Annotated in this window: 14 protein-coding genes; 6 read left to right on the plus strand and 8 right to left on the minus strand. The window is 68.5% G+C overall.

Features of this window, described 5'->3' with window-relative positions; all coding sequences use genetic code 11:
• The first annotated feature begins 32 nt into the window (after positions 1-32).
• Positions 33-665 (plus strand): response regulator transcription factor, encoded by a 633-nt coding sequence (locus tag AC1D2H_RS18590; RefSeq protein WP_478011994.1) that lies wholly within the window; start codon positions 33-35, stop codon positions 663-665.
• On the opposite strand, the gene AC1D2H_RS18595 is transcribed toward AC1D2H_RS18590, so the two are convergent.
• The 3 genes from AC1D2H_RS18595 to xdhA are packed head-to-tail and all read right to left on the minus strand — an operon-like array spanning position 662 to position 5,012.
• Positions 662-1,231: a peptidoglycan recognition protein family protein gene (locus tag AC1D2H_RS18595; RefSeq protein WP_478011995.1), complete on the minus strand. Its 570-nt coding sequence runs from the start codon at positions 1,229-1,231 to the stop codon at positions 662-664. The two genes, AC1D2H_RS18590 and AC1D2H_RS18595, sit on opposite strands and share 4 nt — an antisense overlap.
• Positions 1,228-3,546, minus strand: coding sequence for a xanthine dehydrogenase molybdopterin binding subunit (gene xdhB, locus AC1D2H_RS18600; protein WP_478011996.1), 2,319 nt, complete (start codon positions 3,544-3,546; stop codon positions 1,228-1,230). Before xdhB ends, AC1D2H_RS18595 begins: the two co-directional genes overlap by 4 nt.
• Positions 3,543-5,012 (minus strand): xanthine dehydrogenase small subunit, encoded by a 1,470-nt coding sequence (xdhA, locus tag AC1D2H_RS18605; RefSeq protein ID WP_478011997.1) that lies wholly within the window; start codon positions 5,010-5,012, stop codon positions 3,543-3,545. The genes xdhB and xdhA overlap by 4 nt, the downstream gene beginning before the upstream one ends.
• A 39-nt stretch (positions 5,013-5,051) precedes the next feature.
• Between xdhA and guaD the strand changes: the two genes are divergently transcribed.
• The 3 genes from guaD (at position 5,052) to AC1D2H_RS18620 (ending at position 8,615) form a co-directional block, all read left to right on the plus strand.
• Entirely contained in the window at positions 5,052-6,374 is a 1,323-nt protein-coding gene (guaD, locus tag AC1D2H_RS18610) for a guanine deaminase (RefSeq protein WP_478011998.1), read from the plus strand.
• Between the two features lie 97 nt (positions 6,375-6,471).
• A complete protein-coding gene (locus AC1D2H_RS18615; RefSeq protein ID WP_478011999.1) occupies positions 6,472-8,412 on the plus strand; it encodes a S9 family peptidase in 1,941 nt (646 codons plus the stop codon).
• An 11-nt stretch (positions 8,413-8,423) separates the two neighbouring features.
• A complete protein-coding gene (locus AC1D2H_RS18620) occupies positions 8,424-8,615 on the plus strand; it encodes a hypothetical protein (RefSeq protein WP_477929368.1) in 192 nt (63 codons plus the stop codon).
• A gap of 18 nt (positions 8,616-8,633) precedes the next feature.
• On the opposite strand, the gene AC1D2H_RS18625 is transcribed toward AC1D2H_RS18620, so the two are convergent.
• From AC1D2H_RS18625 to AC1D2H_RS18640, 4 genes are all read right to left on the minus strand, one after another.
• Positions 8,634-10,325, minus strand: coding sequence for a methyl-accepting chemotaxis protein (locus AC1D2H_RS18625; RefSeq protein ID WP_478012000.1), 1,692 nt, complete (start codon positions 10,323-10,325; stop codon positions 8,634-8,636).
• A gap of 29 nt (positions 10,326-10,354) precedes the next feature.
• Positions 10,355-10,834, minus strand: a complete 480-nt coding sequence (locus AC1D2H_RS18630; protein ID WP_477929370.1) for a chemotaxis protein CheW — start codon at positions 10,832-10,834, stop codon at positions 10,355-10,357.
• 173 nt (positions 10,835-11,007) lie between these two features.
• Complete coding sequence (locus tag AC1D2H_RS18635; RefSeq protein WP_477929372.1) at positions 11,008-11,778, minus strand: substrate-binding periplasmic protein; 771 nt, start codon at positions 11,776-11,778, stop codon at positions 11,008-11,010.
• Between the two features lie 44 nt (positions 11,779-11,822).
• Positions 11,823-12,377, minus strand: a complete 555-nt coding sequence (locus AC1D2H_RS18640; RefSeq protein WP_478012001.1) for an NUDIX hydrolase — start codon at positions 12,375-12,377, stop codon at positions 11,823-11,825.
• A 34-nt stretch (positions 12,378-12,411) separates the two neighbouring features.
• Between AC1D2H_RS18640 and maiA the strand changes: the two genes are divergently transcribed.
• Positions 12,412-13,047 carry a maleylacetoacetate isomerase gene (gene maiA, locus AC1D2H_RS18645; protein WP_478012002.1) on the plus strand — a complete coding sequence of 212 codons (636 nt, stop codon included), beginning with the start codon at positions 12,412-12,414 and terminating at the stop codon, positions 13,045-13,047.
• Complete coding sequence (locus tag AC1D2H_RS18650; RefSeq protein WP_478012003.1) at positions 13,037-13,765, plus strand: purine nucleoside phosphorylase YfiH/LACC1 family protein; 729 nt, start codon at positions 13,037-13,039, stop codon at positions 13,763-13,765. The genes maiA and AC1D2H_RS18650 overlap by 11 nt, the downstream gene beginning before the upstream one ends.
• Here the strand turns inward: AC1D2H_RS18650 and AC1D2H_RS18655 are convergent.
• The gene (locus AC1D2H_RS18655; RefSeq protein ID WP_478012004.1) at positions 13,688-13,954 is read right to left on the minus strand and encodes a hypothetical protein; all 267 of its coding nucleotides are present in this window, start codon (positions 13,952-13,954) and stop codon (positions 13,688-13,690) included. The genes AC1D2H_RS18650 and AC1D2H_RS18655 overlap by 78 nt on opposite strands.
• Positions 13,955-13,973 lie beyond the last annotated feature (19 nt).

The following is a 13,973-nucleotide window of genomic DNA, read 5'->3' on the forward strand; positions in this document are numbered from 1 at the left end:
CATCGGCGCCCAATGAACAGGCTTGGGATGTGATGAGGGTCTTGCTGGTCGATGCTTTTCCGATGGTGCGTGCGGCGCTCACCGGCCTGATCGAGCAGCACTTTGCCGGCGCGCAGGTGCAGGGCGTCGACAGCGTCGGTGCCGCGCGCACGGCGCTGGAGCAGGCCATGCCCCGCCTCGTGCTGCTCGACCTGCACGTCGAAGGCGGCTTCGAGCTGCTGCAGCAGATCCACCGCGAGCACCTGCTGCTGCCCGTCGTCGTCATCTCCGGCAGCGACGACAGCGAGGAAGCACTGCAGGCCCTGGGCGCCGGTGCCATGGGCTATGTGCCCGAGCGCAGCGACCTGAACACGCTGGTGCAGGCCCTGCACCTGGTGCTGGCCGGCGGCACCTATGTGCCGCCGTTGAAGCGGGCGGGCGAAGCGCCGGCGGCTGCCGCCTCGTCCGCCACGGCGCCGCCCGACTGGGCCGAACTGCCGCTGACGCCGCGCCAGAAGCATGTGTTGCACCTGCTGACGCAAGGCCTGTCCAACAAGCTGATCGCCCGCGAACTGGGTGTCAGCGTCGAGACCGTCAAGGACCACGTCGCTGCCGTGTTCAAGGCCCTGGGCGCCAGCTCGCGCACCCAGGCCGTGCTGATCGCGACGCAGAGGCCGCGCGGCTAAAGCCGCTTGCCGACCTCGGTTCGGAACCAGCCCGACTCCAGATAGGCGTACAGGTTCTTGCCGGGGCAGACGGTCTGGCGGCTGTAGTCCTTGTGGCTGGCAATCGCGTCCAGGCCGAGGTGATGCTGGCGCGCCAGCCAGGCCGTCAGCTCGACGGCCGCATTCAGCTGGGCTGGCGTCGGCTGCTGCTCCTCGAAATTGCCCACCAGCATGACCAGGGCATGGCCGCGCGGGTCGTACTCGGTGTTGGTGTCGCCCGCCTGCTGCAGCGGCCGCGCGGCATAGATGCGGCCGTCGGGTGCGATGACGTAGTGGTAGGGGATGTCGGCCCAGCGCTTGGTCAGGCGCGACCACTGCTGCAGCCGGCGCAGATAGGCCTCGGGGTCGGTGCCTGGCTTCCAGATCTCGCCCTGGTGGTGAATCGTGATGCGGCTGATGCTCTGCGGTTCATCGCGGGCCGTCGGCGGGCCGCCGCCCCAGGCCTCGACGCTGACGATCTCGGGTGTCCTGGGCGGGCTGGCGCAGGCCGCCAGGGCCAGCAACAGGGCAAGGGTGGCCAGTCTCATCGAATCGCGTCGATGGCGTTGAGCACCGCTTCAGCCGTGGCCGGTGCACGCAGCGGCGGATCGCATTTCTCAGGGCCGCAGGCGGCGCAGGCGTCCTTGATGGCCAGCAGCGCGGCGAAACCCAGCAGCAGCGGCGGCTCGCCGACCGCCTTGCTGCGGTGGATGGTCTCGCTGGCGTTGGCGACGCCGAACAGCGCCACGTTCAGCTCGGGCGGGCAGTCGTTGGCGGTCGGGATCTTGTAGGTGCTGGGCGCGTGTGTGGTCAGCAGGCCCGTCACGGGATGCCAGACCAGCTCCTCCATCGTCAGCCAGCCCATGCCCTGGATGAAGCCGCCTTCGATCTGGCCGATGTCGATGGCCGGGTTCAGGCTCTGGCCCACGTCGTGCAGGATGTCGGCGTGCGTGATGCGGCTCTCGCCGGTCAGCGTGTCGACCAGGGCCTCGCAGACGGCACCGCCCCAGGCGTAGTAGTAGAAGGGATGGCCCTGCAGCTTGCTGCGGTCCCAGTGCAGGCCGGGCGTGGCGTAGAAGCCGTCGCTCCAGAGCTGGATGCGCTTCAGATAGACRGCGGCGACGAGGTCGCAGAAGGGCAGGCTCTGCCCTCCGCCGCTGACCTGGCCGCCGTCGAAGGCGATCAGCTCGGGCGCGCAGCCAAAGCGCTCGGCCGCGAAACCAGCGAGCCGCCCCTTGATCTTGCGGGCCGCGTCCTGGGCGGCCTTGCCGTTCAGGTCGCTGCCGGTGGATGCGGCCGTGGCCGAGGTGTTCGCGACCTTGCTGGTGTCGGTGGCCGAGCAGCGCACGCTGGCCAGCGGCAGGCCCAGTTCGTGGGCGACGACCTGGGCGACCTTGGTATTCAACCCCTGGCCCATCTCCGTGCCGCCATGGTTCACGAGCACCGAGCCGTCGGTGTAAACATGCACCAGCGCGCCGGCCTGGTTCAGGTGGGCGACGTTGAAGGAGATGCCGAACTTGACCGGCGTGAAGGCCAGGCCCTTCTTCAGCACCGGGCTGGCCGCGTTGAAGGCGCTGATCTCGGCGCGGCGTTCGACGTAGCGGCTGCTGGCCAGCAGTTGCGCGGTCAACGTTTGCGCGTGCAGCTCCTCGACCTGTTGGCCGTAGGGCGTCACGTCCTGTCCGGCGGCATAGAAGTTGCGCTCGCGCACGACCGTCCCGTCCAGCCCGAGCTGGCGGGCGATGCCGTCCAGGATCATCTCGATGGCGATGGCGCCCTGGGGGCCGCCGAAGCCGCGGAAGGCAGTGTTGCTCTGCGTGTTGGTCCTGGCGCAGTAGCCGTGCATGGCGACGTGGGGCAGCCAGTAGGCGTTGTCGAAGTGGCACAGCGCCCGGGCCATGACGGGCGCGGAGAGGTCGGCGCTGTGGCCGGCGTTGGAGACCAGGTCGATCTCGGCAGCCAGGATGCGGCCGTCGGCGTCGAAGCCCACGTCCCAGCGGTAGTCGAAGCCGTGGCGGCGGCCGGTGACGAGGAAGTCGTCGTCGCGGTCCACGCGCAGCTTGACGGGCTTCTTCAACTTCAGCGCGGCGATGGAAGCGACGCAGGCGAAGAGGGCCGACTGCGATTCCTTGCCGCCAAAGCCACCACCCATGCGGCGGCATTGCACGGCGACGCGGTGGGCCTGCCAGCCCAGGCAATGCGCCACGAGCTGCTGCATCTCGCTGGGGTGCTGGGTGGAGCAATGCACCAGCAGGCCTTCGCCGCCTTCCTGGGGCAGGGCCAGACTGATCTGGCCTTCCAGATAGAACTGCTCCTGGCCGCCGAGGCTCCATGTGCCTTGCAGGCGATGCGGCGCCGTGGCGAGGTGCTCGGCCGGCTCGCCACGCGTCAGATGCATGGGTGGCAACACGTATTGACCCTTGGCGTGCGCGTCGAGGGCCGTCAGCACCGGCGGCAGCGGTTCGGCCTGGATGACCTGCTTGGCCAGCCCCGCGGCGCGGCGGGCCAGGTCGCGATCCGTCGCAATGACGGCAAACACCGGTTGGCCGACGTAACGCAGCTCATCCGCAGCCAGGATGGGGTCGTCGTGCAGCAGCGGGCCGCAGTTGTTCTCGGCCGGGATGTCGGCGGCACTGAGCACGGCGACGACGCCGGGCATCTGGCGGATGCGTTCCAGGTCGACGCCCAGCAGCTTGCCGTGGGCGATGGGCGACAAGCCCAGCGCTGCATGCAGCGTGCCGGCGGGCTCCGGCAGGTCGTCGATATAGGGTGCGGCGCCACTGACATGCAGATGGGCCGATTCATGCGGTGTCGACTTGCCGACGACCGGCTGCAGTTCAAGCAAGGCTTCAGGCTTGTTCATGCCGCCACCTCCTGCATGGAAGGCCAGATGCCGATCGGAATGGCGCCGACGGTCTCCAGCCACAGCTTGGTGAACAGGTTCTGCGCGACCTTGAGCCGGTAGTCGGCCGAGGCACGCATATCGGTCATGGGCTTGAAGTCCTGGGCCAGCGCAGCTGCGGCGGCTTTGGCAGCGGCTTCGGTCCAGGGCTGGCCGACGACGGCGGCTTCCGCCGCGGCGGCGCGCTTGACGATGGCCGCCATGCCACCAAAGGCAAAGCGGGCCTCCTGCACGATGCCGGCATCCAGCCGGATGGCCAGCACCGCGCAGACCGCCGAGATGTCGCTGTCGTGCCGCTTGGCGATCTTGTGCGCGCTGAAGCGCCAGTCCGCCGAGGGCAGCGGCACATGCAGCGCCTCGATGAACTCGCCGGGCTGCAGGTCCTTCTTCATGTAGTCGAGATAGAAGTCCTGCAGCTTGAGGCGGCGCTGCTGCGCGCCGCGGCGCAGGACGACGTCGGCGCCCAGTGCGATCAGCGCCGGGGCGCCGTCGCCGATGGGCGAGCCATTGGCGATATTGCCGCCCAGCGTGCCGGCATGGCGCACCGGGGGCGAGGCAAAGCGCAGCCACAGCTCGCGCAGCCGCGGCACGGCGGCGGTCAGGGCCGCCCAGCTGTCTTCCAGCGAGGCGGCGGCGCCAATCCACAGGCTGGTGCCGTCATGGCGGATCTCGCGCAGCGCCGCCACCCGGCCGGTGTAGATGACGTCGCCCAAGTCGCGGAACTGCTTGTTGACCCAAAGACCCACGTCGGTGGAGCCGGCCAGCAGCGTCGCCTGGGGATAGGTTTCGCGCAGCAGGGCCAGGTCGTGAACGCTTTGCGGTGCGTGGAAGCGTGCGCCCGCGTGGCCGTAGTCCAGCGGTTCATCCGCAGCCAGGGCTTCGAGGGCCTGGGCGATGGGTTGGCGGTCCAGACAGCGGGCCGGCGCGTCGAACATCTGCTCGCCGGCATCCAGGATGGGCCGGTAACCCGTGCAGCGGCAGAGGTTGCCGGACAGCGCATCGGCGAGCTGCTGGCGCGTGGGCTGGGTGCCGGCAGCCTGGTGGGTTTCGTAGCAGGCCGTCAGGCTCATGACGAAGCCCGGCGTGCAGAAGCCGCATTGCGAGCCATGGCAGGCCACCAGGGCCTCTTGAGCGGGGTTGAGATGCTCGGGGCCGCCCAGATCTTCCACGGTGAGCAGGGCGCGGCCGTCCAGCGTCGGCAGGAACTGGGTGCAGGCGTTGACGTTGCGCAGTTCCAACTGGCCGTAGGCGCCCAGTTCGCCCTGGATGACGGTACAGGCGCCGCAGTCCCCCTCGGCGCAGCCTTCCTTGGTGCCGGTGCAGCCGGCATGCTCGCGCAGGTACTGCAGCACGGTGGTCGTCGGGGGCAGGTTTCCCACCTCGACAACCTCGCCGCGATGGAAAAAGCGGATGGGTCGGGTATTCATGCTGCGCTCTATTGTCTGGCTTGGCGTCAGAATTGCCACATGAGTTTTACTAACCAGGAAAAATTCTCCACAAACAGTCCCGGCCGATGGGCGCTGAGGGGTGATCTGCTCGATTTCACGGCCGCACCACGTTGGGGCGACACCGAGTCGTCGGCAGTGCGCTTTGACCGCGACCATTGGCTGCTGATCGAGGACGGCCGTATCGTCGGCCGCCAGGCCACCGCGCCGGATGCGACTTGGGCGCGCAAGGACCATGCCGGCAAGCTGGTGCTGCCGGGCTTCATCGACACCCATGTCCACTGCCCGCAGCTGGAGGTCATCGGCTCCTACGGCACCGAGCTGCTGGACTGGCTGAAGCGCTACACCTTCCCCAGCGAGTGCGCCTTTGCCGACCCGGCGCGCAGCCACGCCGGCGCCGAGGTCTTCCTGGACGCCCTGCTGGCCAGCGGCACGACCTCCGCCGTCGTCTTCCCGACGGTGCACAAGGTCTCGGCCGAAGCCCTGTTCGAGAGCGCCGCGGCGCGTGGCATGCGCCTCGTCACCGGCAAGGTGTTGATGGACCGCCATGCGCCGGACGGGCTGCGCGATGACGTCGTGCAGGCCGAGAAGGACTGCATCGACCTGATCAGCCGCTTTCACGGCCAAAGCGGCAAGTACCAGCGCCTGGCCTACGCAGTGACCGTGCGCTTTGCGCCGACCAGCACGCCCGGGCAGCTGGCCATGGCCGGCGCCCTGTGCCGGGCCGATGCCAGCCTCTATATGCAGACCCATGTGGCCGAGAACCGCGCCGAGGTGGCCTGGGTGGCCGAGCTGTTCCCGGACGCGCGCAGCTACCTGGACGTCTACGAGCGCGTCGGCCTGGTGCATGAGCGCTCGGTGCTGGCCCATGGCATCTACCTCGACCCGCACGACCGCGTCGTCATCGCCGACCGCGGCGCCCAGGTGGCGCATTGCCCGTCGAGCAATCTCTTCCTGGGCAGCGGGCTGTTCGACTGGCGGGATGCGGCGTTCAACATCAGCCTGGCGTCCGACGTCGGCGGTGGCACCTCGCTCAGCCTGCCGCGCAATATGGCGGACGCGTACAAGATCCAGGCCCTGCGCGGCGAGCGCCTCACGGCCTGGGCGGCCCTGCATGCGGCCACGCGGGGTGCGGCCCAGGCGCTGCAGCTGGGCGATGAGATCGGCGGCCTGTCGGTCGGCCAGACGGCCGACATCTGCGTCTGGGACTGGGCCCAGGGGCCGGTGGCCGAGGCGCGCGACGCCGTCGCCCGTGAGTTGCACGAGCGCGTCTTCGCCTGGATGACGCTGGCCGACGAGCGCAACCTCGCCGCCTGCTACGTTGCCGGCCGTCAACGCGTCTGAACCGCCTGTCCCGCAAATCCGCCGCTTCGTCACAACCCTGATGGGGGAGGGCGCGGTTGCTGGCTAGAGTCTGCCCGTTCAATTCAACGGAGACTCCATGAGCCGACCCCTGCTGACCCTGGTTGCTTCCCTCGCCTTGCTCGCCGGCGCTCCCCAGGCCGCCATGGCTGCTGAAAAGCCTGCAGCTGCAGCGCCCAAGCCGGCCAAGCGCTACACCATCGAGCAGTTCATGGCCACCGTGAACATCGGCGGCGCCAGCTTCTCGGCGGACGAGAGCCGCATCCTTTTCCACAGCAACGAGACCGGCATCTTCAACGTCTACGCCATGCCCGTGGGCGGGGGCAAGCCGGTGCAGCTGACGAACTCCAAGACCGACAGCCATTACGCCGTCGGCTTCTTCCCCAACGACGACCGCTTGCTCTACACCCGCGACCAGGCCGGCAACGAGCTCAACCACCTCTATGTGCGCGAGCTCGACGGCAGCGAGAAGGACCTGACGCCGGGTGACAAGCCTGATCACAAATTGAAGGCGCGCTTCATGGGCTGGAGCGGCGACGACACCGCTTTCTACGCCGCCACGAACGAGCGCGACCCGCGCTTCTTCGACCTCTACCGCTACGACACCAAGACCTATGCCCGCACGCTGGCCTTCAAAAACGAGGCGGGCTGGGAGGTCGCCGACGTCAGCCGCGATGGACGCTGGCTGGCGCTGGGCAAGATCAACACGACGGCCGACTCCGACGTGCATCTGGCCGACCTGAAGAGCGGCGAGGTCAAGCACATCACCAAGCACCAGGGCGTGGCCCAGTACGCACCGCAGGACTTCACGCCCGACAGCAAAGAGCTCTTGATGACGAGCAACGACGGCGGCGAGTTCACGCGCGTCGTGTCCTATGACCTGGCCAGCGGCGCCACCCGCGAGGTCGAGAAGGCCGACTGGGATGTGGACTACACCGCCTTCTCCAAGGACGGCCACCATCGCGTCACCGGCATCAACGCCGACGCCAGCACGGTGCTGCGCCTGTACCGCGACGGCAAGCCGATTGCGCTGCCCAAGCTGCCCGGCGGCGAGGTGCGCGGCGTGGTCTTCTCGCGCAGCGGCAAGCGCATGGCCTTCTACGTGAACGGCGACCGCTCGCCCAACAACCTCTTCGTCGCCGACGTCGGCTCCAACACCGCGCCGAAGCAGCTGACGCAAAGCCTGTCCAAGGACATCGACCCCGCCGAGCTGGTGGACGCGTCCATCGCCCGCTTCAGGAGCTTCGACGGCATGGTCGTCCCGTCGGTCTATATGCTGCCGAGAGACGCCTCGCCGAGCCACAAGGTGCCGGCCATCGTCTGGGTGCATGGCGGCCCGGGTGGTCAGACCAAGCGCGGCTACTCGGCGCTGATGCAGTACTTCGTCAACAACGGCTACGCGGTGCTGGGCATCAACAACCGCGGCAGCTCGGGCTATGGCAAGAGCTTCTTCACGGCGGACGACGGCAAGCATGGCCGTGAGCCGCTGTGGGACTGCATCGAGGCCAAGACCTTTCTCGCCTCCACGGGCGTCATCGACCCCGAGCGCATCGGCATCGTCGGCGGCAGTTATGGCGGCTATATGGTGCTGTCGGCCATGGCCTTCCGGCCCGAGGCCTTCAAGGTCGGCATCGACATCTTCGGTGTGGCCAACTGGATCCGCACGCTGGAAAGCATTCCGCCCTACTGGGAGAGCTTCCGCCTGGCCCTCTACCAGGAGATCGGCGACCCGGCGAAGGACCGCGAGCGCCTGATGGCCACGTCGCCGCTCTTCCATGCCGGCGAGATCAAGAAGCCGTTGATGGTCATCCAGGGCGCCAACGATCCGCGCGTCATCAAGCTCGAGAGCGACGACATCGTCGCGGCGGTCAAGAAGAACAATGTGCCGGTGGACTACCTGGTGTTCGACGACGAGGGCCACGGCTTCTCGAAGAAGAAGAACACGCTGGAAGCCAACCGCCGCATGGTCGAGTTCTTGGATAAATACCTGAAGCCGGGCGTCGGTCAGCCGGCGAAGTAAGGAGTTCCGCGATGTTCAGCTTCCTGCTCTGGTGCATCCTGTTCGTGATCTGCTGGCCGCTGGCCATCCTGGCCCTGCTGCTGTGGCCGCTGGTCTGGCTGATCACGCTGCCCTTCAGGCTGCTGGGCATCGCGGTCGATGGCGCCTTCGGGCTGCTGCGCGCCATCGTCATGCTGCCGTCGCGCGTGCTGAGTGGGCGCTAGGCCCAACCGGCGAAGTGCTCAGAACGCTTCCCAGGCGGGCTCTTGTTCCAGGGCGGCGCGGCTAGCCGCTGACTGGACAGATCGCCTTGCGACCGGAGTCGCAGCGCGGGCGCGCGCGGTTTCGGGCCCAGGACGCGAGAGGGATGGCGCGGCGCGGTCTGCGGCCTCCATCCGGAAGACCGCGACGGCGTTGGCCAGTGACTGGGCCTGATGGGCCAGGCTGGATGCCGCCGCCGCGCTTTCCTCCACCAGCGCCGCGTTCTGCTGGGTGACCTGGTCCATCTGCGTCACGGCGATGTTGACCTGCTCGATGCCGCGGCTCTGTTCCCCGGCGGTGCCCGCGATCTCGCCGATCAGGTCGTTGACCTTGCGTACCTCCTCCACGATGTCCTGCATCGTCTGGCCGGCTTCGGCGACCTGGCGGCTGCCGGCTTCCACCTTGTCGGCGCTGGCGCCGATCAGGGCCTTGATCTCCTTGGCCGCTTCGGCGCTGCGCTGGGCCAGTACGCGCACTTCGCTGGCGACCACCGCGAAGCCGCGCCCCTGCTCGCCGGCCCGTGCGGCCTCCACGGCTGCATTCAGCGCGAGGATGTTGGTCTGGAAGGCGATGCTGTCGATGACGCCGATGATCTCGCCGATCTTGCGGCTGCTGCTGCTGATCTCCTCCATCGTGCCCACGACGAGGCCCACCACTTCGCCGCCCCGGCCGGCCACCTTGCTGGCGTTGGCGGCCAGCCCGCTGGCGGCGCGGGCCGCGTCGGCGCTTTGCTTCACCGTGGCCGTCAGCTCTTCCATCGAGCTGGCGGTTTCCTGCAGGCTGGACGCCTGCTGCTCGGTGCGGCTGGACAGGTCCTGGTTGCCCGCCGCGATCTGGCCCGACGCCGTGGTCACCGAGTCGATGCCCGAGCGCACCTCGCCCACCAGGCGGCGCAACGCGTCCACCGTGCCGGACAGGGCGCGCTGCAGCTCGCCCACTTCGTCACCGCGGTCCACCGTCACGTCAACGGTCAGGTCGCCGCCGGCAATCGTCCGGAGGTCGCCGACGACCCGGCCGATCGGGCGCGTCACCGAGCGCGTGACGATCATGCCCGCCACGATGGCGATGACGATGCCCAGCAGCGCGCCGCCCATGGCCAGCGCCGTGACATTGCCGATGGTGGCAATCGTGTCGGCACCCGCCGTCTCCATCAGTTGCTCCTCGAGGTCTGTCAGCTCTGCCAGGCGCTTCTGGTAGGCCAGTTGACGAGGGCGAAGCTTGTCGATGAGCACGGCCTTGGCACCGGCCTGATCGCCGGCCTGCACCAGCTTCACGAGCTCGTCTTCCTCCGCGACGAAGCCGGCGCGTTCCAGTTGCACCTTGTCGAACAGGGCGCGCCCCTCAGGCGAATTCAGGCGGCCGCGCAGATCGTCGTAGGCCTTGGAGACGGCTTGCCGCGAGTCCAGCAGCGAGGTGATCTCCTGGCGGCGCTGTTCCTCGCTGTCGAAGATCACCAGGTTGCGCATCATGCGGGCATGCAGGTTCACGTGGTCGCCGATGTCGTTGACGATCTTGACCTTGGCGTAGCGGTCGTGCAGCACGCCCTCCATGTTGTCGCGGACATTGGCCAGGCCCAGGCGGGTGTTGAGGGCCGTGGCCGCCATCAGCACTGCCACCAGGGCGAAGGCGATGGTCAGGCGTGCGCCTATGCGCAGGTTCTTCAATGCGTTCATGTCTGTTCTCCCAGTGTTCCCGCTGCGGGTCAGAGATCGCGCAGCAGCGCGACGAGGTCGATCAGCAGCAGCAGGCGCTGCCCGGTGGCAGCGTTCAGCGAGGCCACGCCAACGATGAATCCCGCGTCGACCCGATCGCCCAGGCGAGGCCGCGGCTGGATCTGCTCGGGTGCCAGGGCCACGACGTCGGACACCGCGTCCACCACCAGCCCGACGGTGCGCCCACCGAGGTTGACGACCACGGTGACGGTGTCCGTGCCGTTGACGGCCTGCAGGCCGAGGCGGTCACGCAGGTCCACGATGGGCACGATGACCCCGCGCAGGTTCATGACGCCCAGCAGATGGGTGGCCGCATTGGCAATACGGGTGGGCGGCTCATAGCGGCGGATCTCCTGGACAGCCAGGATGTCGATGCCGTACTCCTCGGCTCCCAGCCGCGAGCTGAGCACCTGGCGGGGTGGGCTTGCCGCGCCAACGGCACTTCGTTCTATGAGTGAGATTGCGGTCATGTGTTGGCCTCCCTGCTTGACTTGCAAGATGGCCTTCAGCGTAGGTGCGCCCCTGCACCCCGGGTTTGATTTCGATCAAGCTGTCGGACGGGCACGAGGGCCGCGCTGCCAACAGCAGCACGGAATGGCGTGCGCCCGCGTGTCGGCGCCGCGGGGCGAGGCTGCGCGGGCCTTCAGAGTGGCGTCGACGGGCGGTCCACGCCCCAGCGGCGATACAGCTCGGTCGCCGAACCGGTGCGCAGCCATTGCTCGAAGGCCTGGTCATAGCGCTGCGACAGACCCTCGCCGGCGGCGCTGCGTGCAAAAGCCATGTGGCCGTGCAGCACGTCCAGCGGCGGCGAGCAACGCGCCACGGCATCGGCGAGATTGAGTTTCTGCAGCACCGGCTGACAGTTGCGGTCATTGGCCGCGAACAACTCGACGCGGCGCTTCATCAGCATCTGCAGGCCGGCGTCGACGTTCTGTACCCAGGTCAGCTGGTTCATCGACGTCTTCATGCGCTCGAAGCGGCTGCCATAGGCCCAGCCGCGCACGGCGGCCACGGGCGTCTGGGCCAGCTCGGCGAACTCGCCCGTCCAGCGCGCCTCCTCGCCGCGGCGGGCATACCAGACCATGGCGTCCGAGTAGAAGGAGCGCACGCTGAACAGCATGCGGGCCTCGCGCTCAGGCGTGCGGTAGGGGCCGATGAGGATGTCGGCTTCGCCCTGTTCGATCATCAACTGGGCGCGCGACCAGGGCAGCCATTCGCAGCGCACGTTGTCGCCGAACAGCATGCCCAGGAGCTCCACGGCCAATCCCTTGGGCGCCTGGCCCTCGGCGCCTTCGAAGATGCGCGCGAACTGTGAGCCGACCGCGCGCAGCGGTGTGGCGTGGGCGGGGCCTGCCAGCCCCAGGCCCGCCATCCAACCCAGCCCCGCCTTGCACCAAACGCGTCGCGTCGACATGGCTTACCCCTCCGCCGGAGATGGTGTCGATGATGCGCGCAGGATCAGGGAATGTCGATCTCGTGCAGGCCGTAGCCGCGGCCCGCGCGGCGGTCCTCGAAGAAGCAGCGCAGCGTCTCCCGCGTCGTCTTGAAGGCGATGTCGTCCCAGGGGATCTCGTCCTCGGCGAACAGGCGCGCCTCCAGCGACTCCGGGCCTGGGTTGAAGTCGGGTGAGCGCAGCCGCGCCCGGTAGAACACATGGATCTGGCCGACGCGCACGACATTCAGCACCGTGTACAGCGGCCCCATCTCGATGTCGGCGCCGGCCTCCTCGCGCGTCTCGCGCCAGGCGCCTTCGGCCAGGGTCTCGTTCAGTTCCATGAAGCCGGCCGGCAGCGTCCACAGCCCGTGGCGCGGCTCGATGGCACGGCGGCACAGCAGCACGCGGCCGTCGGCTTCCCAGACGGGCAGCGTGCCGACCACGTTCAGCGGGTTCTGGTAGTGGATGGTGCCGCAGCCCGGGCAGACCGCGCGCTCGCGGTTGTCGTCGGCGGGGACGCGGTATTCCACGGCCGTGCCGCAGGCAGGGCAATGTCTGAGAGGGGCGGGGAAGGGCATGCGAGCCAGTTTAGAAGGGACCAGAATCCCGGTCATGAAGCTCTACAACTACTTTCGTTCGTCGGCCTCCTGGCGGGTGCGCATCGCCCTGGCGCTGAAGGGCCTGGACTACGACTACGCGGCCATCCACCTGGCCAAGAACGAGCAGTTCGCCGGCAACTTCGCAGCCCGGCAGGCCTCCCACCTCGTGCCCGCCCTGGTGCTGGACGATGGCCAGTGGCTGAGCCAGTCCATGGCCATCCTGGAATACCTGGACGAGACCCACCCCGAGCCGCCGCTGCTGCCCCAGGGGGCGCTGGCGCGCGCGCAGGTGAGGGCGCTGGCCCAGGACATCGGCTGCGACATCCACCCGATCAACAACCTGCGCGTGCTGCGCTATCTGAAGAACGACCTCGGCCAGGAACAGTCCACCGTCGACCGCTGGTACCGCCACTGGGTGGCGACGGGCCTGGCCATCGTCGAGCAGCGCCTGGCGGCAACGGCAGGGCAGTTCTGCTTCGGCGACACGCCGGGCCTGGCCGACTGCCTGCTCGTGCCGCAGATCTACAACGCCGAGCGCTTCGAATGCCCGCTGGGCGACTACCCGACGGTGATGCGCGTCAATGCCGCCTGCCTGGCCCTGCCGGCCTTCGCCAACACCCACCCCAGCGTCTGCCCCGATGCCGCTTGATCCGACGAACTGGCTGCGGCCCGACTGGCCGGGTGTGACGGCCTTCATGACGACGCGCGGCCCCAACTTTGGCCGCAAGGCGGGCGACCCCGACGTCGCCAAGGCCAACCGCGCCGGCCTGGCCGAACTGCTCGGCGCCCGGCCCGTCTTCCTCGATCAGGTCCATGGCGCCGACGTCGTGCGCCTGCGCGCCGACTGGCATGACGACAACGCGCCCAAAGCCGACGCGGCCGTGTCCACCGACCCCGAACTGGCCGTGGCCATCCTCGTCGCCGACTGCCTGCCGGTGCTGTTCACGGCGCCAGGCGGCGTGGCCGGTGCGCATGCGGGCTGGCGCGGCCTGGCGGCCGGCGTGCTGCAGAACACGGTGACCGAGCTTTGCAAGGCAGCGAATTGCGAGCCGCATGAAGTGAAAGCCTGGCTGGGCGCCTGCATCGGCCCCGAGGCCTTCGAGGTCGGTCCCGAAGTCGTTGCCGCTTTCGGCCGCGAGCCCATGGCGCGCGACCAGCCCGGCTTTCTGTACCGCCCCAACCCCGAGCCTCGCTGGCGCGCCGACCTGGCCTTGCTGGCTCGCGAAAGCTTGACCTCGGTCAATGTCACTCAAATCAGCGGCGGATCCTGGTGCACGCTGACCGATGATTCACGCTTCTTCTCGTTCCGCGGCGAGGCCCTCGGGCGACCCCGCGGCCGCATGGCCGCCAGCGTCAGCCTGCGCTGAAGCCTCGGCGGCGCGACGGCGCCGCTTGCGGCCCGGTGTGCCGAGGATGTAGAGCAACAGGCCCAGTGGCAGGACGCCGTAAAGCATCAGCGTGACGAAGGCGCCGAACAGCGTGCCCTGAGGGCTGATTGCTTCGGCCGCGGCCATCATCAACGCGACGTAGGCCCACGCAATGGCGACAAGGTACATGATGGGGGTGTCATTGGCG

The sequence above is a fragment of the Roseateles sp. P1_C1_2 genome, assembly GCF_056406535.1.